The following is a 20388-nucleotide window of genomic DNA, read 5'->3' as shown; positions in this document are numbered from 1 at the left end:
TCATATTGACACTAATCTTGATAGTCATAATGACTACCCATTACGGCTCATAAAAATATTAATTAAGTAAAATCAACATATTAAAAGTTGGCACGCAACTTGATATAGGCAAAGCATCTTATTTGAACATGCTGTATTACGTAGAGGTTGCTATGTCTATTCTGGTTAAAAATAACATTCATTGGGTCGGTCAACGTGACTGGGAAGTGCGCGATTTCCACGGGACGGAATACAAAACGCTGCGCGGCAGCAGCTACAACAGCTATCTCATCCGCGAAGGAAAAAACGTGCTGATCGATACCGTCGATCACAAGTTCAGCCGCGAGTTCGTGCAGAACCTGCGCAGTGAAATCGACCTGGACGCCATCGACTACATCATCATCAACCACGCGGAAGAAGATCACGCCGGTGCGCTGACCGAGCTGATGTCTTACATTCCGAACACGCCTATCTACTGCACCACCAACGCCATCGACTCGATCAACGGCCATCACCACCATCCGGAGTGGAACTTCCATACCGTGAAAACCGGCGACGCGCTGGATATCGGCAACGGCAAACAGCTGATCTTCGTGGAAACACCGATGCTGCACTGGCCGGACAGCATGATGACCTACATGACCGGCGACGCGGTGCTGTTCAGCAACGACGCCTTCGGCCAGCACTACTGCGACGAGCGCCTGTTCAACGACGAAGTGGACCAGACCGAACTGTTCGAACAGTGCCAGCGCTACTACGCCAACATCCTGACCCCGTTCAGCCGCCTGGTGACGCCAAAAATCACCGAGATCCTCGGCTTTAACCTGCCGGTGGATATGATTGCCACTTCCCACGGCGTGGTGTGGCGTGAAAATCCCACCCAGATTGTCGAGCTGTACCTGAAGTGGGCAGCGGACTATCAGGAAGACCGCATCACCATTTTCTACGACACCATGTCCAACAACACCCGCATGATGGCGGACGCCATTGCCCAGGGCATCAACGAAGTTGACCCCAACGTGGCGGTGAAAATCTTCAACGTGGCGCGCAGCGACAAGAACGAGGTATTGACCAACGTGTTCCGCTCTAAGGGCGTGCTGGTGGGCACCTCCACCATGAACAACGTGATGATGCCGAAAATTGCCGGTCTGGTAGAAGAGATGACCGGCCTGCGTTTTCGCAACAAGCGCGCCAGCGCCTTTGGCTCCCACGGCTGGAGCGGCGGCGCGGTAGACCGTCTGTCGACCCGCCTGCAGGATGCCGGTTTTGAAATGTCCCTGAGCCTGAAGGCAAAATGGCGTCCGGATATCGACGCCCTGGAGATCTGCCGCCAGCACGGTCGCGACATTGCCCGTCAGTGGGCGCTCGCCCCCCTTCCGCAAGCGGCACAACCATCCGAACAGCAGGATGCCTGCGCCTGTGCGGCAGCCGCGGCTGCTGACCTCGGCCCGCGCATGCAGTGCAGCGTCTGCCAGTGGATTTACGATCCTGAGCTGGGCGAGCCGCTGCAGGATGTTGCTCCGGGCACGCCGTGGCGCGACGTGCCGGACAACTTCCTCTGCCCGGAATGTTCCCTCGGAAAAGACGTTTTTGACGAACTGGGTACGGAGGCAAAATGAGCAACGGTATCGTCATCATCGGCTCGGGCTTTGCCGCCCGCCAGCTGGTAAAAAACATCCGCAAGCAGGATGCCAGCGTGCCGCTGACGGTGATTGCCGCCGACAGCATGGACGAGTACAACAAGCCCGATCTCAGCCACGTCATTAGCCAGAATCAGCGCGCCGAAGACCTCACCCGTCAGACGGCGGGGGAGTTCGCAGAGCAGTTTAACCTGCGCCTGTTCCCGTACACCTGGGTCACCGATATCGACGCCGCCGCCCGCGTGGTGAAAGCAAAAGAGAAGACCTGGCAGTACGACAGGCTGGTGCTCGCCACGGGTGCCTCTGCGCTCGTACCGCCGATTGAGGGCCGCGAGCTGATGCTCACCCTCAACAGCCAGCAGGAGTACCAGGCCAGCGAAACGGCGCTTCGCGACGCGCAGCGCGTGATGATTGTCGGCGGCGGGCTGATAGGCACCGAACTGGCGATGGATTTCTGCCGGGCGGGCAAATCCGTCACCCTGGTCGACCATGCGGCGAGCATCCTGTCGTCACTGATGCCCGCAGAAGTAAGCAGTCGCTTACAGCATCGCCTGACCGACATGGGCGTCCATCTGCTGCTCAAATCGCAGCTGCTGGGTTTGACCAAAACTGAAGGCGGTATTCGTGCCACGCTCGACCGCAGCCGCAGCATTGAGGTGGATGCGGTTATCGCGGCGACGGGCCTGCGCCCGGAAACCGCGCTGGCGCATCGCGCAGGCGCCGAAACAGGCCGTGGCGTAAAGGTAAATAGCTATCTGCAAACCAGCCAGCCCGATATATACGCGTTAGGCGATTGCGCTGAAATTAACGGTCAGGTGCTTCCGTTCCTGCAGCCGATACAATTAAGCGCGATGTATCTGGCGAAAAACCTGCTCGGCGGCAGCGCGCCGCTGAAATTACCCGCCATTCTAATTAAAGTCAAAACGCCGGAATTACCGCTGCATCTTGCCGGTGAAACGCAGCGTCAGGATCTGAACTGGCAAATTACCCTCGAACCGCAGGGAATGGTCGCGCGCGGTGCCGATAATGAGGGTCAGCTACGCGCTTTTGTCGTCAGTGAAGATCGGATGAAGGAGGCTTTCTCGCTGCTGAAACTGTTACCTGCTTAACCCTCGATTTGCCGGGTGGCGCTTTGCTTACCCGGCCTACAGCACGGCCACGCTTACTTAACCTTTGGATTTGATTATCCACCGCCCCGATGTCCCGGGGCTTTTTTTTACGCATTCTATTCATCAAATAAATGCAAAGCAGGTATATCATCGCTATCAATCCCTTATTTATTATTTCCATTAATACTTAAATGCGGAACAGCTTAAAAACATCACCCTGTTTTATTATTCACATCCGGCTTAGTCTGAAAAGGTATTAATCAGCCGGAGACAAATCATGGCGACTTTTCATAAAGAACTCAATTATCTTTCTCGCTATTTCAAAGAAGCGAAGCATGCGGAACACATTTTATTTCGCTGGCTTTATTTGAGCCCGGAGGCGCGCATTGAGCGTCTGCGTGAGCTGATGATGCCGGTCAGTGAACCTGAGCGGTAATTGCCGGGTGGCGCTACGCTTACCCAGCCTACAAAGCCCGTAGGCCCGCGCAAGCGTAGCGCCGCCGGGTTAAAAACCGGAACACTTTACGTAAACCAGCACTTTTTCTTCCGCAAAAAAATCCTACACTCTCAGCATCCCTTTTTCATCGGTATGCCGCTATGCGCCAGCTTCAGAAAATCCGTCAGTATCAACGGCTTTATCAGCACTACGGCGCAGCGCCTGCGCCCACCACCATTACCGAAGTCGCGGAGGTTGCGCTCTGCAGCGAACGTCATGCGCGCACCCTGCTGCGCCAGCTCGCACAAAGCGGCTGGCTAAGCTGGGACGCGCAGCCGGGGCGCGGGCACCGTGCCACCCTGCACTGCCTGACCACCACCAGCGAGCTGAGCGCGCCGCTGATGCACGCCTGCCTGGAGAAAGGGGATTACCAGAGCGCGCTGCAGCTAGCCGACGGCGATCCGGCCAGCCTGCACCACATCATCACCCCGTTTTTAGGCGGCAAATGGCTTAAGCATCAGCCGACGCTGCGGATTCCGTGGTATCGCCCGCTGACCTCGCTGCATCCTGCCCTTCAGCGCCGCCGCGCCGAACAGCATATTATCTGCGCGGTTCACGCGGGGCTGACGCGCTACGCGCCCGGCCACCCGCAGCCGGTAGCGGATTTAGCCCACCACTGGGATACCCATGACGACAAACGTCGCTGGCGCTTTTACCTGCGCAGCGGCGCGCACTGGCATAACGGGCAGGCCATCAGCGATGAAGATGTTCTCAGCGCGATGCAGCAGATGCTGGCCGATCCGGCGCGCGGCGCGGGGTTCGCGCACGTTCAAACGGTGTCGCTTGTCGCCCCCTGGTGTCTGGAGATTGCGCTGAACGCGCCCGATGCCATGCTGGCGCATCGACTCGCGCATCACGCCTGTCGCCTGCCGCATCCGCAGCAGCCGACTATCGGCGCGGGTCCCTTTGCTATCGCCCATCACCACTCGCACTACCTGCGCCTTGAGCGTCAGCCCTGGTACTTTGCGGCGCACCCGCTGCTGCATGCGATTGAGTTCTGGCGAACCCGCAGCGAGGCGGAAAAATCGGCGTGGATCACCGTGGGTAAAGGCGAAAATGCCCGGGAGTCCGTCACCTCCACCAGCGGCGGGTTTGCCTGGCTGATGCTGAATGCCGGGCTGCCGCACCCGCTGGCCGCCTGGCTGCGTCAGGAAATTCAGCATATTAACCAGCAGCACCTTCGCCGGGAGGATGTCGATACCCGTACGGAAATCCTGCCCGGCATCACAACGCCCGCGTTTGCGGATGCCTCCGACGTGGCGCTCCCCGCGGCCCTTTCTCTGATCTGTTACGACACGCCGGGGCTGTGCGATCTGGCCAGCATGCTGCAAACGCGCCTGAAAAAGCGCGGCTGTAGCGTTAACATTGAACGGAAGGACCGCGAGGCATGGCATGCCCCCGACGCGCTGGCGCAGGGGGATATTTTACTGGGGGATTATCTGGCGGGCGAAGCGGCGGAATTCGCGCTGGCAGAGTGGTTTACCGAAGAGCCCGCGTGGGCCACCGCGCTGGGGCAGACCGCCTGGCAAAAAGCGAAGCAGGCGCTGATGGCGTATTGCGAAAGCGAAGAAAGCCTGCGAAAACACCTGCCCGCCTTTTTTCAGCACCTGCTGGAAAGCGGTGCCTGCACGCCGCTGTTCCACTACCGCTATCGTCTTAACACCCTGGAAAACGTGCAGGACATTGTGCTGACCGCCAGCGGCTGGCTTGATTTTACCCGCGCCTGGCTGCCGCCGGCTCAGGAGCGCACAACCAGCGCGTCGTAGCCGCGCCAGCGGTAGTTGACCATCGAGATCAGCCAGCAGGCAACGAACAGCCCGACCACCACAAACCCGGCGTTACCCAGGTTGTCGTTCACCGCGCCAATCAGATCCCAGATGCCGCCGCTGAGGGCGAACTTGTCCATCAGCAAGCCCAGCGCTTCCAGTCCGCCGATAAACAGCGCCACCACCACGGAGGTGCCGGTGATGGTCATGTTGTAGTAGAGCTTGCGCTGCGGCTTGTTAAATGCCCAGCCGTAGGCACCGACCATCAGCAGGTTGTCGAGGGTATCCACCAGCGCCATGCCGCTGGCGAAGAGCGCCGGAAAGATCATGATTGACCACACCGACATCCCGCTGGACGCGCTGGCGGCAGAGATCCCCAGCACGCCAATCTCGGTGGCCGTATCAAAGCCGAGGCCAAACAGGAAACCGACCAGGTACATCTGCCAGCTTTTATTCACCAGGCGGAAGGTTTTGCCAAACAGCCAGTTCATGACGCCGCCCTGCGCAGGCAGCGTGATGTCGCCCTGCACGGGCCTGCCGTGTTTCAGCGCCTGAAAACTGCGCCAGACGCCGCGCAGGATCACCATGTTTACCAGCGCCATCGCCAGCAGGAAGGTGGCGGAAACGGCGGTGCCAATCAGGCTGCCGGTTTCGTGGAACCATTCCATGTTTTTCTGAAACGCCGTCGCGGTAGCGGCGATGGCAATCGAGGCCAGCACCACGATGGTGGAGTGCCCCAGCGAGAACCACGCCCCCACGCCGGACGGGCGTTTGCCCTGCTGCATCATCTTACGCGTCACGGTATCAATGGCCGCGATGTGATCGGCGTCCACCGCGTGACGCAGCCCGTAGCACCACGCCAGCAGGCTGGCGGCCATCAGCGCCGTGCTGCCGCTAAAGGCGTGCCATGCCCATCCCCAGGCCAGCAGGTTTGCCATTACCAGAGCCAGCAGCAGAAGCGCGGCGCGAGGTTCATTGCGTAAGAGTCGTAACATTTTAAATCCTTTGTGAACATAACCGGGCGGCGGCGATCGCCGCCTGCCCGAAGGAGATCGCTCCGTCACCTGCGGGCAGGCGCGAAGGAAAAAGAAGCGTAAAGTCAGAAAGATAATGACGCAGGCGCGCGCGCAGCAGACGGTTGTGCAACACGCCGCCGCTGAGGCTGATTGTCGACAGCGATAAGCGCCGGGCATGGAGCGCGGCGAGTTCCGCCAGCCCCTTAGCCAGCGCGTCGTGAAACGCCCACGCGCGCTCGCACGGCTCAGCCTGCCAGGCCAGCCACTGCTGCCAGAAAAGCGCGAGGTTATCCGCGTCCAGCGTCACCGGATGGTCGACGCCCGCGCACCGCGAGGCCAGCGCTTCCAGCCTGCAGGCGGCTTCACCCTCCCAGGACTGCGCGTCGATACCGAGCGCGCAGGCGACGGCATCAAACAGGCGACCACAGGATGAGGCACGCGGCGCGTTGATGCCGCGCTCGATCGCCGTCGCCAGCAGCGGCCAGTTCTGGCGCTGTACCGCGCGCGTTTCCGGATACTGCTGCCAGTCAGGGACAAACGCCAGGCAGTGGGCGAGCAGGTTGCGCCACGGCTGCCGCGCCGCCAGATCGCCCCCCGGCAGCGCAACGGCAGGCAGCCCGCCCAGACGCTCGCACGTGAGATAGTTGACCCGCAGGCACTCCCCGCCCCACAGCGCGCCGTTCTCGCCCATGCCGATCCCGTCCAGCGTCAGGGCGATAACGTCTCCGCCCTCACGCGGCCAGCCGTTCTCCGCCAGGCACGCCGCCGCGTGGGCGTGATGGTGCAGTACGGTTTCGACCGGCAGCCCCTGCGCCTGCGCCCATTGTTGCATGTGGTAGCCCGGATGGGCGTCGCACACCACGCGCTCCGGCTGGAAGGCGTAGATGTCCTGCATCGTCGAGAGCGCGCCGCGCCACTGCGCTTCGACACCCTCGTCGCCGAGATCGCCAAAATGCTGGCTCAGCACCGCCTGGCTGCCACGCACCAGGCAGAAGGTGTTTTTCATCTCCGCGCCTGTGCATAACATGGCGGGGATATTCTCGAAACCCACAGGCAACGTGATGGCATCCGGCACAAAACCGCGCGCCCGGCGCAGCATCGCGCCGTCCCGATCCATCACCGAATCGTCCATCCGTTGAAGAATGTCGCGGTTGTGCAGCAGGAATCCATCCGCAATGTTGCCCAGTTCATCCAGCGCCTGTTGATTACTGATGGCAGGCGGCCTTCCGCTGAGGTTGCCGGAGGTCATCACCAGCGGTCGTCGGCAGTCCATCATCAGAAGATGCTGCAGCGGATTAGCGGGCAGCATGATGCCCACGCTATCCAGACCCGGTGCGATACCCTCAGGGAAGTCAGGCAGACAGGCTTTTGGCGTGAGCACGATGGGTGCAGCGGGTGAGCCGAGCAGCGTCTGAATCGACTCAGGCAGCTTATCCACATCCGGGATCATCACCGCCAGCGGCTTCGACGGGCGCTGCTTGCGTGACCGCAGTCTCAGTATCGCCTGCGGGTTTTGCGCATCGCAGACGAGGTGAAAACCGCCCAGCCCTTTAACCGCAACGATGCCGCCGCTTTTCAGCATATCCACCGCCGCACGCAGAGCCGCTTCGCGGGTGGCAACAACGTCGTCCGCACGCCATTCCAGCGCGGGCCCGCAGTCCGGGCACGCCACCGGCTGGGCGTGAAAGCGGCGGTCAGCCGGGTTACGGTATTCCATTTCGCACGGCACGCAGAGGGGAAATGTGGCCATCGACGTGGCCGGACGGTCATAGGGCATAGCGCGGATAATGGTAAACCGCGGCCCGCAGTGGGTGCAGTTGATAAACGGGTAGCGATAACGGCGCTCGCCGGGGTCGCGCATTTCAGCCAGACACGCCGGACAGGTCGCGGCATCGGGGACAATCTGGGTGTCCATCGCCCCGCCCGCGCTGTGGCGGATGGTAAAGTCCTCCGGCAGGTGCGCCCAGGTAAACGGCTGCGTGTCAACGTGGTCGATGCGTGCCAGCGGTGGGCAGTCCTGATGCAGCCTCGCGGTAAAGGCCCCCCCATTACCCGCGAGGCGCACCAGCACGCCCTTCCCGTCATTGCAGACGTCACCGGTCAACTGAAGCGCCTGCGCCAGCTGCCAGACGAAGGGACGAAACCCCACGCCCTGCACCTTGCCGCGCACGCGCAGCTGGACACCGTTGCTGCACATACGGTTCAGAACAGCAGTGATGACGACGTGTCGAACGCCGCACGACGGCGCTTTTCGGCGCTCATCTGCTCAAGCTTGTCGCGATCCACGCAGACCAGCGCGTGCGTCGGGCAGGCTTCCATGCAGGCCGGGCCGGCGTCGCGGTGGTAGCACAGGTCACATTTGTTGGCTTCGGCTTTGTCCGCACGTACGCTCAGCCCCATGCCGCTGTTGCGTACCACCGGACGGACAACCACCTCCATCGCGCCGTACGGGCAGGCGACCACGCAGGTTTTACAGCCAATGCAGCGCTCCTGCATGACATGCACAAAGCCTTTCTCGCGTTTAATCGCCCCGTTCGGGCAGACGTTCGCACAGGGTGCGTCTTCGCACTGGCGACAGATGGCGGCGGTAGAAATATTCACGCCTTTGATGACGTGGATGCGCGGCAGGAACGTGTCAGGGGTAAGCGACGCGCAGTCCTGCTCCGCCTGATGGGAAACCACGCACGCCACTTCACAGGTACGGCAACCAATACACTTACTGGCATCGGCCATAATAAAACGGTTCATCTGCTTCTCCAGCATTACAGTTATGCCCGGAGATATTCATAAACCGTGCCAATAATTAAATTATTGATTTTATATGAGTTTAAACATCGCAGCGGCGCTGTCATCGTCACTTATGACGATGACAGCTGTCGACATCAGCGGTGCGGGCCGTCAATAACCGAGTCGCGAAGGATAAGCTCGCCGGAGAATGTTTGCTGATATTTAAACTCTCCGCCGTCGAGCATGAAGATCAGGCGGCTGATGGTCTCTTTGATCATCTCCGTCACCGGAATACGCACGCTGGAGAGCGACGGCACGATGTAGGGCGCGATGGCCACGTCGTCAAAACCGATCACCGACACCGCGTCCGGCGCGGCCACGCCGCTGTCGTGCAGCTGCTTCATGGCGCCGATTGCCATGTCGTCATTACTCGCCACCAGCGCCGTAAAGCGTTCGCCGCGGGCAAGCAGTTCGGAAACCGCCGCCGCGCCGCTGGCCGGGTTCCACTTCCCCTGCGCAATCAGCCCCTCGCGCAGCGGAATACCGTGCTGCGCCAGCGCGTCCCGGTAGCCGGAGAGACGCTCAACCCCGGTGGGAGAATCCAGCGAGCCGGTGATAAACGCGATCTCCCGGTGCCCTTTCGCAATCAGCTGTGATACCGCCTCCTGGCTGGAGGCTTTATGATCGGACCAGACGCTGTGGCTGCTGTTTTTCCGCAGGCGGCGGTTGAGCACCATAATGGGCTGCTCGCACTTCTCGACGATCTCATCCATCTCTTCCACGCTCAGGAAGCGCGGATAGATGATCACCGCATCGCAGCGCATATCGAGCAGGTACTGGATCGCCTCGCGCTCTTCATCCGCGCTGTGCTTGCCGTCCGCGAGGATCAGCTGCCGCCCTTTCTCTTCCGTCATCCGCGCGGCGTGAAACAGCAGTTCGCTAAAGTAGACGCCGTGATAAAGGGTGTTGGTCACCACCAGCCCCAGCGTCTGGGTACGTTTGGTTGCCAGGTTGCGCGCCAGCAAATTCGGGCGATAGCCGCTCTCTTCAATGGCCTGAAACACCCGGTCTTTGGTCTCCTGGCTGACGTAGCCGTTTCCCGACAGCACCCGGGAGACCGTCGCTTTCGAAACGCCTGCCCGCTTCGCCACTTCCAGCATCGTGGTCATGTTGTTAATCCGTCTGAATCTGATGGAACGCAGTGTACTGCACTGCGAAAAAATTGTCGCAGCGGTGAAATCACGCTTTCGCTACCTCATTGCGATCTGCATCACGAAACGAAAAAATGGTCAAAAAGCGATCTTGTTTCATTCATAAAAACTCATAATGATTATGTGGAACCGGTTTCCTACATTTCTCACAACGATAACAGGATCATATCCGATGGCCAAAAATTACGCTGCGCTGGCGAACGACGTTGTCAGCGCGCTGGGCGGCAAAGAGAACATTGTCGCCGTCACCCACTGCATGACGCGTCTGCGTTTCGTTCTGAAAGACGAGAGCCTTACCGACGCCCCGCGCCTGAAAAGCATCAGCGGCGTGCTCGGCGTGGTGCGCAACGACAACCAGTGCCAGGTCATCATCGGCAACACCGTTTCACAGGCGTACCGCGAAGTGGTGAGCCTGCTGCCAACCAGCCTGCAGCCTGCCGTACCGGAAGGCCCGCAGAAACTGACCCTGCGCCGCATTGGCGCGGGGATCCTCGACGCGCTGATCGGCACCATGTCCCCGCTGATCCCGGCGATCATCGGCGGCTCGATGGTCAAGCTGCTGGCGATGATCCTCGAGATGACCGGCGTGTTGGGCAAGGGCGATCCCACGCTGACCATCCTGACGGTCATTGGCGACGGCGCGTTCTTCTTCCTGCCGCTGATGGTGGCGGCCTCGGCGGCGGTGAAGTTCAAAACCAACATGTCGCTGGCGATCGCCATCGCGGGCGTGCTGGTCCACCCGAGCTTTATCGAGCTGATGGCGAAAGCCGCCCAGGGCGAGCACGTTGAGTTTGCCTTTATTCCGGTGACGGCGGTGAAATACACCTACACCGTCATCCCGGCGCTGGTGATGACCTGGTGCCTGTCGTACATCGAACGCTGGGTGGATCGCATTACCCCGGCAGTAACCAAAAACTTCCTCAAGCCGATGCTGATCGTGCTGATTGCCGCCCCGCTCGCCATCGTGCTGATTGGCCCGCTGGGGATCTGGATCGGCAGCGCCATCTCCGCGCTGGTTTACACCATTCACGGCTATCTGGGCTGGCTCTCCGTCGCCATCATGGGCGCGCTGTGGCCGCTGCTGGTGATGACCGGGATGCACCGCGTGTTTACGCCGACCATCATTCAGACCATTGCCGAAACGGGCAAAGAAGGGATGGTGATGCCGTCGGAAATCGGCGCCAACCTGTCGCTCGGCGGCTCGTCGCTGGCGGTGGCGTGGAAAACCAAAAACCCGGAGCTGCGCCAGACGGCGCTGGCGGCGGCGGCCTCCGCCATCATGGCGGGGATCTCTGAACCGGCGCTTTACGGCGTGGCGGTACGCCTGAAACGTCCGCTGATTGCGAGCCTGATCAGCGGCTTTATCTGCGGCGCGGTCGCCGGCATGGCCGGACTTGCCAGCCACTCGATGGCGGCGCCGGGGCTGTTCACCAGCGTGCAATTCTTCGACCCGGCGAACCCGATGACCATCGTATGGGTGTTCGGCGTGATGGGGCTGGCAGTGGTGCTATCGTTTGTTCTGACCCTGATACTCGGCTTTGAGGATATCCCGGTCGAAGACGAGGCCGAAAAAGCGCGCGCCCTGCAGACCGCACCGGTACAGAGCAAAGCAGCACAAGCATAAATTGAAAGCGAGGTAAGAATGTCTGTTTTTCCACAAGGATTTTTATGGGGCGGCGCGCTTGCCGCTAACCAGAGTGAAGGCGCTTACCGTGAAGGCGGCAAGGGGCTGACGACGGTCGATATGATCCCCCACGGCGCGAACCGCCTGCCGGTGAAGCTCGGTAAGGAAAAGCGTTTTTCGCTGCGTGACGACGAGTTCTACCCGAGCCACGAGGCGATTGATTTTTACCATCGCTATAAAGAGGACATCGCCCTGATGGCGGAGATGGGCTTTACGGTGTTCCGCACCTCGATTGCCTGGAGCCGCCTCTATCCGAACGGCGACGAGCCGCTGCCGAACAAAGAGGGTATTGCCTTCTACCGCGCGGTGTTCGAGGAGTGCAAAAAGTACAACATTGAGCCGCTGGTCACCCTGTGCCACTTCGACGTGCCGATGCACCTGGTGACGGAGTACGGCTCGTGGCGCAACCGTAAGATGGTCGATTTCTTCGCCCGCTACGCCCGCACCTGCTTTGAAGAATTTAACGGGCTGGTGAAATACTGGCTAACCTTCAACGAAATTAACATCATGCTGCACAGCCCGTTCTCCGGCGCGGGGCTGGTGTTTGAGGAAGGTGAAAACGAAGACCAGGTGAAATACCAGGCCGCGCATCACGAGCTGGTGGCGAGCGCGCTGGCGACAAAAATTGCCCACGAGGTAAACCCGGAAAACCAGGTCGGCTGCATGCTGGCGGGCGGGAATTTCTACCCGTACTCCTGCAAGCCAGAAGACGTGTGGATGGCGCTGGAGAAAGACCGCGAGAACCTGTTCTTTATCGACGTGCAGGCGCGCGGCAGCTACCCGGCCTACTCTGCCCGCGTGTTCCGCGAGAAAGGCGTGGTGATTGTGAAAGATCCCGGCGACGATCTACTTCTGAAAAACACCGTCGACTTTGTCTCGTTCAGCTATTACGCCTCGCGCTGCGCGTCGGCGGACATGAACGCGGGAAATACCAGCGCGGCGAATATCGTGAAGTCCCTGCGCAACCCGCACATTCAGGTGAGCGAATGGGGCTGGGGCATCGACCCGCTCGGCCTGCGCATCACCATGAACATGATGTACGACCGCTACCAGAAGCCGCTGTTCCTGGTGGAAAACGGCCTCGGGGCGAAGGACGTTATTGATGAAAACGGCGAAATCAACGACGACTACCGCATCAGCTACCTGCGCGAGCACATCCGCGCCATGGGCGACGCGATTGAGGACGGCGTGCCGCTGATGGGCTACACCACCTGGGGCTGTATCGACCTGGTGGCCGCCTCAACGGGCGAGATGAGCAAGCGCTACGGGTTTGTGTACGTTGACCGCGATGACGCCGGAAACGGCACGTTGGACCGCAAGCGCAAGAAATCATTCTGGTGGTATAAGAAGGTGATTGCGAGTAATGGGGGGGATCTGGAGTAGCCAATCCTTACCCCTCACCCCGGCCCTCTCCCCATAGGGGAGAGGGTGTGTTTTGTCCCCTCTCCCCTATGGGGAGAGGGTTAGGGTGAGGGGTTCAAATCCACCATTTCCATCCCACTCCGCAAGCCTTGAATAAACCACTTCCACCGCCTCTTTCACCGGCGGCGTCATCGGGTAATAAAACCCAACGATGTCCGGCTGGATCCCCAAAAACAGCACCTCGCCCACGTCGTCTTTAATCTGATCGACCAGGTAGTTGAGCGGCATATTGTGCGTCGTCATCATAAACGTCTCGGCGATGTCGTCCGGGTCAATCAGGCGGACCTCGCCGGGGTTGAGCCCCATATCGGTGGCATCGACGATTAACAGCCTTTTCGGGCGCAGCTCGCGAATGGCGACCACGTCGTTTTCCGGCGCGCTGCCGCCGTCAATCACCACCCAGCTGCCCTGCGGGTTCGCGGCGCACATCTCTGCCAGCAGCGGGCCCGCGCCGTCGTCGCCCATCATGCTGTTGCCGACACACAGTAAAACGTCAGTCACGTAATCTCCTCACCATCAGGTAGATGGCGCTCTCCTGATGAATATCGTGCAGCATGCTAAGCAGCGTTTTGCTCCACGCCTGCTGCTCGGGGGTTTGCCTGCCGAGCGCCGCGTCAAAGGCGTTGGCGAGCATCGCAATGTGGTTGGCGTCGATGACGATCTCGCCGTACTTCGGCACGCCCTCCATCTTGCGCCGTGCCGTGCTGCCCTCCTCCAGCGTGGCGATCCAGGCCAGGTACTCGGACCACGGGCAGCTCAGCGCCGCCTCCAGGCAGTCAATCACCCCGAGGTGGTGCCCAATCGCCAGGCTGTAATAGACCACCTGCTGCGCCGCATCCGGCGTGGCATCGTTCTCGTCAATAAACTTACGGCTCAGCTGGCTGAACACCACCGTTTCACTCATCGGATACGCGCCTCATCCACAATGCTGTTCAGGTTCGCCACGATCTCATTGAGACGCGGATCGTTTTCCGCCTCCAGCCAGCGCGCCACCTGATGGTCGCCCTGGCTCAGCAGGCGCAGATAATCGTCGGCAATCTGACGCCCGTAGCGATAGCCCGCCAGTTTCCGCGCCGTGCGGTCAACCTTCACCCGCAGCGGCTGCACCATGTCAGGGTGCAAAATGGCGGCAGGCTGGTTGTCCAGCTCGCCCGGCTCGCGCGCGTGGATTTTCTGCTCCAGCAGGCCGAGCGCCATGGCAAAGCCGTACAGCGTCGCGGCGGGCGTCGGCGGGCAGCCGGGAATGTAGACGTCCACCGGCACGATTTTGTCGGTGCCGCCCCAGACGCAGTAGAGGTCGTGGAAGATACCGCCGCTGTTGCCGCAGGCCCCGTACGAGATGCAGATTTTCGGGTCCGGCGCGGACTGCCAGGCGCGCAGCGCGGGGGATCGCATGGCGCGGGTGACGGCCCCGGTAAACAGCAGGATGTCCGCATGACGCGGGGACGGCACCACCTTGATGCCGAAGCGCTCGGCGTCAAACAGCGGCGACAGCGTAGCGAAGATCTCGATCTCGCAGCCGTTGCAGCCGCCGCAGTCCACGCGGTAGACGTAGGCCGAGCGTTTGATTTTTTTCAGCAGCGACGCCTTCATGCTGGCGATGGATTCGTCCACCGTCATCGGCACCGGAATGCCGTTAGCGTCGCGCGGGCCCAGTAGGTTTTCCATCAGCTGGCCTCTCTCATATGGCGGGTGATATCAATACGGTCGGACGGCAGCAGGCACTTCTGACGCTTGCACTCCGGGCAGGTTTCAAAGCTTTCACGGTGATGCTCCGCGCGGGCGTCGCCGTTGTGCTGCAGCAGCGCGATGGCGTAGTCGATCTCTTTCTGCACGGCGAACGGGCGTCTGCAGACGCGGCAGCTGCACAGGTCAAAGCGCGACTGCTGCAGAAAATCCTCTTTCTTCCACACCGCCAGCTCGTATTCCTGCGACAGGCGAATGGCGACCGTCGGGCAGACCTCCTCGCAGCGGCCGCAGAAGATGCAGCGCCCGAGGTTAAACTGCCAGGCCAGCTCGCCGGTTTTGAGATCCGTTTCGACCGTTAAGGCGTTCGACGGGCAGGCGTTGACGCAGGCCGCGCAGCCGATGCACTGCTGCGGACTGTGCTCCGGCTTGCCGCGAAAGTTTTTATCCACCGGCATCGGCTCCAGCGGATAACGGCTGGTCTGCGTGCCCGTTTTGATCACTTTTTTGATAAAGGTAAACATGGCGAGTCCTTATTTCAGCGGCGAGTTTTTACGCTCGATGCTGTAGCGCTCAAGCTCTTTGTACGGCACCACCTGGCTTTTCTTCTTGCGCACGTCCACAACGGTCATGCGGTCGGTGCAGGAGTAGCACGGGTCGAGGCTGCCGATGATCAGCGGCGCATCGGAAACCGTGTTGCCGCGCAGCATATAGCGCAGGGTTGGCCAGTTGGCGTAGGTGGCCGCGCGGCAGCGCCAGCGGTAAAGCTTCTGGTTGTCGCCGGTCATGCTCCAGTGAATGTCGTCCCCGCGCGGCGCTTCGGCAAAGCCGAGGGCAAAGCGGTTCGGGATGTAGGTGAAGCCCTCCACCATCAGCGGGCCGCCCGGCAGGTTATCGAGGCCGAAGTCGATCATGTTCAGGGCGGCGAACACCTCGTTGATGCGCACCTTGAGGCGCGAAATGACGTCGCAGCCCTGCTCGCTGTGCACGGTCATCGGCAGCAGGCCGTAGCCGACGAACGGGTGATCGGCACGCGTGTCGCGGGCGTGGCCGCTGGCGCGCACCATCGGGCCGACGTTGCTGAAGTCGCGGGCGATCTCCGGGTCAAGGCGACCGATGCCGACGGTGCGCTGCTCGATGTTTGGCGTGCTGAGCAGCATGTCCACCAGCTCTTGCACGTCCCGGCGCATCTGCTGCGCCAGCTGGCGGGTCTGGATCATGTCGTCCTTCAGCAGGTCGCGGCGGATCCCGCCGATCAGGTTCAGGCCGTAGGTTTTGCGCGCCCCGGTGAGGATCTCCGCCATCTTCATCGACGCCTCGCGCACGCGGAAGAACTGCATAAACCCGGAGTCAAAGCCGACGAAGTGGCAGGCCAGGCCGAGGTTCAGCAGGTGCGAGTGCAGGCGCTCCACTTCCAGCAGAATGGCGCGGATCATCTGCGCGCGCTCCGGCACCACGATCCCCATGCCGTTTTCCACCGAGGTGGTGTAGGCGGTGCTGTGGGCGAAGCCGCAGATGCCGCACACGCGGTCAGAGAGGAACGTCACTTCGTTGTAGCCCATGCGGGTTTCCGCCAGCTTTTCCATGCCGCGGTGGACGTAGAACAGGCGGTAGTCGGCGTCGATAATGTTTTCGCCGTCAACGAACAGGCGGAAGTGGCCCGGCTCGTCGGAGGTGACGTGCAGCGGGCCGATCGGCACTACGTTGTTCTTCTTGCTGCCCAGCTCGTTGATGAACTCGTAGGTTTCGCTGTCGGTGGTCGGCGCCGGGCGCTGGCGGTAGTCCATGCTGTCTTTGCGCAGCGGATAGAGTTCGTCCGGCCAGTCGTCCGGCAGCACCAGGCGGCGCTCGTCCGGCAGGCCGACCGGCACCAGGCCGTACATGTCGCGCACTTCGCGCTCGCCCCAGACCGCGGCAGGCACGCGCGGCGTGACGGACGGGTATTCCGGCTTATTCGGGTCGACTTCGACGCGCACGGTGAGCCAGCACTTTTCGCCCTGCTCCATCGACATCACGTAGTACACCGCATAGTTGCCGCACAGCTGGCGCTCGTCGTTGCCGAACAGCACCGACAGCCAGCCGCCCTGCTGGTAATAGAGAAACTCCACCACTTCCGGCAGGTAGTTCACCTTAATGGTGACGGTTATCTGGTCTTTGGTTTGCCAGGACTCCTCCAGCACCACGCCGGGGAAAGCCTGATGCAACGCGGCGAGATACTGCTGACCTTTCTTTTCTTCAGACATAAATACTCTCTTTAATCACGCCACCAGCAAGGAGACGAACGCTAAAAATGCAAAACCAAAACCGGCCCAGGTGATGCGCGACGTTTCCACAAAACGCAGGCGCGCCATGCTGTTTTCAAACAGGGCAATCACCAGCACGCCGACCAGCAGCTTGAGGGCGGCAATCACGACGGCCAGCGCCAGACCGCCCGCGGAGAAATGCGTCATTTGCCCCCACGGGAAGAAGACGCCGACAAACATCTGCAGCACCACCAGCTGTTTGAGGCTGATGCCCCACTTCAGCACCGCGAAGCCGTAGCCGCTGTACTCGGTAAGCGGCCCTTCCTGCAGCTCCTGCTCGGCTTCCGCCAGGTCGAACGGCAGTTTGCCCATCTCAATAAACGTGGCGAACGCGCAGGCGCACAGCGCCAGCACCAGCGGGATTGATCGAGACACCGGCCAGTGGTAAACGGTGTGGGTGATAAAGCTGATGTGGGTGGAACCCGCCACCTGTGCGGCGACCCACAGCCCCAGCAGCAGGATCGGCTCAACCAGCACGCCGAGCATCGCCTCGCGGCTGGCGCCGATGCCGGTAAACGGGCTCCCGGTGTCCAGGCCCGCAATCGCAAAGAAAAAGCGGGCGATGGCAAAGAGGTAAATCAGCGTGATCAGATCGCCAAGCACGGGCAGCGGCGACGCCACCGTCACAACCGGCAGCGCGGTGGCGATGGTCAGCATCACGCCCACCATCACAAACGGCGTCAGGCGGAAGACCCAGCCTGCGGCGTCCGGCGCGACGCTCTGACGAGAGAGCAGTTTAAAGAGATCGCGGTACTCCTGAAGCACGCCAGGACCGCGACGGTTGTGCATCCGGGCGCGCGCCACGCGCGTGATGCCCGACAGCAGCGGCGCAGCGGCGAACAGCACCAGCGCCTGAAGAATTGCCAGTAACAGACTCATGTCAGGCTCCTCGTGAAATCACAATGACCACCAGCACGGCCAGCTCGATGACCGCCAGACGGCGGAACAGCGCGGGTGCGGCGGCACTCTGCCAGCCGGGTACCCAGCCCACCGGGTTGAGCCAGTGGCGCAGCTTCAGCACGGCGGCGAAGTTCTCCTTCACCGGCATGGCGAAACCGTGGGCGGTGATGACCATCGACTGTTCGTGTTCGTAGCCGCAGGCCCACGCCGCACCGCGCGCGCGGGAGGTGAGCCTGTCGCGTTTGAAGAACAGCATCAGGACGAGCGGCAGCAGCGGTGCGCCAATCAGCAGCAGCGCGATCATCGGCTGAGAGACGGTGGTATTCGCCACGGTCAGCGGCAGCGGAATGGCGTTGCCCAGCAGCGGCAGCAGCCACGGCGCGGCGACGCCACCCGCGATGCAGCACAGCGCCAGCGCGACCACGCTCACGCCCATCAACAACGGTGCGCAGCAGGCGTTTTCCGCTTCGCGGGTGCGCGGCGCGCCGAGGAAGGTCACGCCATAGACTTTCGCCATGCACATCACCGCCAGCGCCCCGGTAATCGCCAGCCCGACCGCCAGCAGCGGGCCGAGCAGGCGCGCGATAAATGCGTCGCTCTGACCAAGCGCGAAGAAGGACTGATAGATCACCCACTCCCCGGCAAAGCCGTTCAGCGGCGGCAGCGCGGCCATTGCCATCAGCCCGACCAGCATCGCCAGTGAAATCACCGGCATCTTTTTGCCAATCCCGCCCAGCTTTTCGATATCCCGATGACCGGTGCGGAACCAGACGCTGCCCGCGCCCAGGAACAGGGTGCTTTTAAACAGGCTGTGGTTGACGAGGTGATAAAGACCGCCGATAAACCCGGCGGCAATCAGCGCCGGATGATTGAGCGCCAGCCCGGTGACACCCGCGCCAATACCGAGCAGGATGATGCCGATGTTTTCCAGCGTGTGGTACGCCAGAAGACGCTGGATATTGTGCTCCATCAGCGCGTACAGGCCGCCGACGAACGCGGTGATCATGCCCGCAATCAGCAGCACGACGCCCCACCACAGCGGCGGCTGTCCGCCGGTCAGCGTAATCGCCAGAATCCCGAACAGCCCCACTTTCATCACCACCACAGAAAACAGCGCGGCGGCGGGCGCGGAGGCATTTGCATGCGCCTGCGGCACCCAGCCGTGAAGCGGGATAATCCCTGCGAGCAGGCCAAAGCCGATAACGCCCAGCAGCCAGACGTCGTTCCCCAGCGGATGGCCGTTGAGAGCAGCGAAGTCCAGCGTGCCAAAGCGTTGCCACTCCAGCCAGCAGGCCAGCGCCAGCAGCAGCGTTCCGAGGCGTCCCAGCGCAAACCACAGCTTGCCGGAGGCGCTGCAGCCCGTCAGGAACACGCCGCAGAGCGCCATGATCTCCGCCATCACCACCAGCGCGCCGAGGTTGCTGGCGATAACGGTGCAGACCGCCGTCGCCATCAGCAGATTGACCAGCAGGCCGTTGGCTTTAGCGTGCGGGTGGCGGTGCCAGTCGATATTGAACAGGCTGATAAACAGCCCGCACAGGCCGAACGTCACCAGCCAGATGGCGTTCAGCGGCGCGATCTCAACGGCGTGGCGAATCAGCGGCACGAGCGCGTCAACGGATTGCCCGCCGAGCAGAACAACCCCCCCTGCCGCCAACGTCATCAGGCTACCTGCCGCCCCGCCGACCCCGGCGACCAAGCCGCTGAGGGTTTTATGGAAAGAGAAGAGCTGCGCCAGAACAGCGGCGGCAGCAAAACAGGCTACCGCGCTGGTAATCATCATCGCCGCGTTCATTTCGCCCCCTCGTTAAGCGCCTGTAGCAGAGAAAGGTCGCCAAAATCACTGTTGATGGTCAGCTCGCGTTTACGCTTGCTGGTACGGGCGATGTCGCGAATGTTAACCAGAATCAAAGCCTTAGTCGGACAGGTGCGCACGCAGGCCGGGCCCTGCTCATCGAAGCTGCACAGGTCGCATTTCACCGCAACGGCACGGATGCCGGGCACCCAGTCCAGCAGCGTGCTTACGCGTGCCGGAGCCGGCGGCGCGGGCGGGGCTTTTGGCGAGTTGGCATTCGCCGGAATGTGCAGCGGGCGGCTGCCGGAAAATTCAATCGCGCCGAACGGGCAGGCAATGCCGCACAGCTTGCAGCTTACGCACAGGCTTTCGTTCAGCTGGACAGCGCCATCAACGCGGGTGATGGCATTCACAGGGCAGACGCCCGCGCAGGGGGCGTCTTCACAGTGATGGCAGAGCTGCGGGGCAGACTCTTTTTCATTACGCATGACGTGCAGGCGCGGCATGGACTGCAGCCCATGCAGGCGATGCGTTTCCGAACACGCCGCCTCACAGGTTCGACAGCCAATACAGACCGTCGAGTCAGCAATTACAAAACGGTTCACCGGGTTATCCTCTGGTGATAGTCATTTTTGACGAAAAACTGTCTTGTCG

The 20388-nt window shown here is 61.3% G+C and carries 18 protein-coding genes; 6 read left to right on the top strand and 12 right to left on the bottom strand.

The annotated features are described in order from the left end of the window. The first annotated feature begins 152 nt into the window (after window positions 1-152). The 4 genes from norV to NQ230_RS05275 all read left to right on the top strand — a co-directional run bounded on the left by norV (window position 153) and on the right by NQ230_RS05275 (window position 4990). On the top strand, window positions 153-1598 hold the full coding sequence (norV, locus tag NQ230_RS05290) for an anaerobic nitric oxide reductase flavorubredoxin (protein WP_193941900.1): 1446 nt from the start codon (window positions 153-155) through the stop codon (window positions 1596-1598). Beyond that, window positions 1595-2728 (top strand): NADH:flavorubredoxin reductase NorW, encoded by a 1134-nt coding sequence (gene norW / locus NQ230_RS05285; protein WP_257260316.1) that lies wholly within the window; start codon window positions 1595-1597, stop codon window positions 2726-2728. Before norV ends, norW begins: the two co-directional genes overlap by 4 nt. Window positions 2729-3005: 277 nt before the next feature. Continuing rightward, a complete protein-coding gene (locus tag NQ230_RS05280) occupies window positions 3006-3164 on the top strand; it encodes a hypothetical protein (protein WP_183078912.1) in 159 nt (52 codons plus the stop codon). Between the two features lie 161 nt (window positions 3165-3325). Next, window positions 3326-4990, top strand: a complete 1665-nt coding sequence (locus NQ230_RS05275; RefSeq protein ID WP_257260315.1) for an SgrR family transcriptional regulator — start codon at window positions 3326-3328, stop codon at window positions 4988-4990. Here NQ230_RS05275 and NQ230_RS05270 read toward each other — a convergent pair. From NQ230_RS05270 to NQ230_RS05255, 4 genes are all read right to left on the bottom strand, one after another. Continuing rightward, complete coding sequence (locus NQ230_RS05270; RefSeq protein WP_257260313.1) at window positions 4963-5985, bottom strand: HoxN/HupN/NixA family nickel/cobalt transporter; 1023 nt, start codon at window positions 5983-5985, stop codon at window positions 4963-4965. The genes NQ230_RS05275 and NQ230_RS05270 overlap by 28 nt on opposite strands. 1 nt (window position 5986) lies before the next feature. Beyond that, on the bottom strand, window positions 5987-8203 hold the full coding sequence (gene hypF, locus NQ230_RS05265; protein ID WP_257260312.1) for a carbamoyltransferase HypF: 2217 nt from the start codon (window positions 8201-8203) through the stop codon (window positions 5987-5989). A gap of 5 nt (window positions 8204-8208) precedes the next feature. Beyond that, the gene (gene hydN / locus NQ230_RS05260) at window positions 8209-8754 is read right to left on the bottom strand and encodes an electron transport protein HydN (RefSeq protein WP_029739520.1); all 546 of its coding nucleotides are present in this window, start codon (window positions 8752-8754) and stop codon (window positions 8209-8211) included. 134 nt (window positions 8755-8888) lie between these two features. Continuing rightward, window positions 8889-9902: a LacI family DNA-binding transcriptional regulator gene (locus tag NQ230_RS05255; protein ID WP_159514782.1), complete on the bottom strand. Its 1014-nt coding sequence runs from the start codon at window positions 9900-9902 to the stop codon at window positions 8889-8891. 214 nt (window positions 9903-10116) lie between these two features. On the opposite strand from NQ230_RS05255, the gene ascF reads away from it, so the two are divergent. Together ascF and NQ230_RS05245 are read left to right on the top strand one after the other, a co-directional pair. Continuing rightward, entirely contained in the window at window positions 10117-11568 is a 1452-nt protein-coding gene (gene ascF, locus NQ230_RS05250; protein WP_159514783.1) for a PTS cellobiose/arbutin/salicin transporter subunit IIBC, read from the top strand. An 18-nt stretch (window positions 11569-11586) separates the two neighbouring features. Continuing rightward, complete coding sequence (locus NQ230_RS05245) at window positions 11587-13011, top strand: 6-phospho-beta-glucosidase (RefSeq protein ID WP_257260309.1); 1425 nt, start codon at window positions 11587-11589, stop codon at window positions 13009-13011. 66 nt (window positions 13012-13077) lie between these two features. Here NQ230_RS05245 and hycI read toward each other — a convergent pair whose 3' ends face one another. Genes hycI through NQ230_RS05205 form a run of 8 tightly spaced genes read right to left on the bottom strand, consistent with a single transcriptional unit; the run spans window position 13078 to window position 20339 of the window. Beyond that, window positions 13078-13551, bottom strand: a complete 474-nt coding sequence (gene hycI, locus NQ230_RS05240) for a hydrogenase maturation peptidase HycI (RefSeq protein ID WP_257260307.1) — start codon at window positions 13549-13551, stop codon at window positions 13078-13080. Further along, a complete protein-coding gene (locus NQ230_RS05235; protein WP_032648039.1) occupies window positions 13544-13954 on the bottom strand; it encodes a formate hydrogenlyase maturation HycH family protein in 411 nt (136 codons plus the stop codon). The genes hycI and NQ230_RS05235 overlap by 8 nt, the downstream gene beginning before the upstream one ends. Further along, a complete protein-coding gene (locus NQ230_RS05230) occupies window positions 13951-14718 on the bottom strand; it encodes an NADH-quinone oxidoreductase subunit B family protein (protein ID WP_023295327.1) in 768 nt (255 codons plus the stop codon). The genes NQ230_RS05235 and NQ230_RS05230 overlap by 4 nt, the downstream gene beginning before the upstream one ends. After that, window positions 14718-15260, bottom strand: coding sequence for a formate hydrogenlyase complex iron-sulfur subunit (locus tag NQ230_RS05225; protein ID WP_257260305.1), 543 nt, complete (start codon window positions 15258-15260; stop codon window positions 14718-14720). The genes NQ230_RS05230 and NQ230_RS05225 overlap by 1 nt, the downstream gene beginning before the upstream one ends. A 9-nt stretch (window positions 15261-15269) precedes the next feature. Further along, window positions 15270-16979: a formate hydrogenlyase subunit HycE gene (hycE, locus tag NQ230_RS05220; RefSeq protein ID WP_257260304.1), complete on the bottom strand. Its 1710-nt coding sequence runs from the start codon at window positions 16977-16979 to the stop codon at window positions 15270-15272. A gap of 15 nt (window positions 16980-16994) precedes the next feature. Then, window positions 16995-17918, bottom strand: coding sequence for a respiratory chain complex I subunit 1 family protein (locus tag NQ230_RS05215; protein WP_257260302.1), 924 nt, complete (start codon window positions 17916-17918; stop codon window positions 16995-16997). 1 nt (window position 17919) lies between these two features. After that, on the bottom strand, window positions 17920-19734 hold the full coding sequence (gene hycC, locus NQ230_RS05210; protein WP_257260300.1) for a formate hydrogenlyase subunit 3: 1815 nt from the start codon (window positions 19732-19734) through the stop codon (window positions 17920-17922). After that, window positions 19731-20339 carry a 4Fe-4S dicluster domain-containing protein gene (locus NQ230_RS05205; RefSeq protein WP_023308971.1) on the bottom strand — a complete coding sequence of 203 codons (609 nt, stop codon included), beginning with the start codon at window positions 20337-20339 and terminating at the stop codon, window positions 19731-19733. The genes hycC and NQ230_RS05205 overlap by 4 nt, the downstream gene beginning before the upstream one ends. Window positions 20340-20388: the final 49 nt, after the last annotated feature.

Source organism: Enterobacter asburiae (assembly GCF_024599655.1).
Classification (GTDB): Bacteria; Pseudomonadota; Gammaproteobacteria; order Enterobacterales; family Enterobacteriaceae; genus Enterobacter; species Enterobacter asburiae_D.
This window is presented reverse-complemented; position numbering and strand designations above follow the sequence as displayed.

Bases quoted from the DNA above. Each gene is read 5' to 3' on its own strand.
- norV (WP_193941900.1), top strand. From the start codon at position 153: ATGTCTATTCTGGTTAAAAATAACATTCATTGGGTCGGTCAACGTGAC.
- norW (WP_257260316.1), top strand. From the start codon at position 1,595: ATGAGCAACGGTATCGTCATCATCGGCTCGGGCTTTGCCGCCCGCCAG.
- NQ230_RS05280 (WP_183078912.1), top strand. From the start codon at position 3,006: ATGGCGACTTTTCATAAAGAACTCAATTATCTTTCTCGCTATTTCAAA.
- NQ230_RS05275 (WP_257260315.1), top strand. From the start codon at position 3,326: ATGCGCCAGCTTCAGAAAATCCGTCAGTATCAACGGCTTTATCAGCAC.
- NQ230_RS05270 (WP_257260313.1), bottom strand. From the start codon at position 5,985: ATGTTACGACTCTTACGCAATGAACCTCGCGCCGCGCTTCTGCTGCTG.
- hypF (WP_257260312.1), bottom strand. From the start codon at position 8,203: ATGTGCAGCAACGGTGTCCAGCTGCGCGTGCGCGGCAAGGTGCAGGGC.
- hydN (WP_029739520.1), bottom strand. From the start codon at position 8,754: ATGAACCGTTTTATTATGGCCGATGCCAGTAAGTGTATTGGTTGCCGT.
- NQ230_RS05255 (WP_159514782.1), bottom strand. From the start codon at position 9,902: ATGACCACGATGCTGGAAGTGGCGAAGCGGGCAGGCGTTTCGAAAGCG.
- ascF (WP_159514783.1), top strand. From the start codon at position 10,117: ATGGCCAAAAATTACGCTGCGCTGGCGAACGACGTTGTCAGCGCGCTG.
- NQ230_RS05245 (WP_257260309.1), top strand. From the start codon at position 11,587: ATGTCTGTTTTTCCACAAGGATTTTTATGGGGCGGCGCGCTTGCCGCT.
- NQ230_RS05235 (WP_032648039.1), bottom strand. From the start codon at position 13,954: ATGAGTGAAACGGTGGTGTTCAGCCAGCTGAGCCGTAAGTTTATTGAC.
- NQ230_RS05230 (WP_023295327.1), bottom strand. From the start codon at position 14,718: ATGGAAAACCTACTGGGCCCGCGCGACGCTAACGGCATTCCGGTGCCG.
- NQ230_RS05225 (WP_257260305.1), bottom strand. From the start codon at position 15,260: ATGTTTACCTTTATCAAAAAAGTGATCAAAACGGGCACGCAGACCAGC.
- hycE (WP_257260304.1), bottom strand. From the start codon at position 16,979: ATGTCTGAAGAAAAGAAAGGTCAGCAGTATCTCGCCGCGTTGCATCAG.
- NQ230_RS05215 (WP_257260302.1), bottom strand. From the start codon at position 17,918: ATGAGTCTGTTACTGGCAATTCTTCAGGCGCTGGTGCTGTTCGCCGCT.
- hycC (WP_257260300.1), bottom strand. From the start codon at position 19,734: ATGAACGCGGCGATGATGATTACCAGCGCGGTAGCCTGTTTTGCTGCC.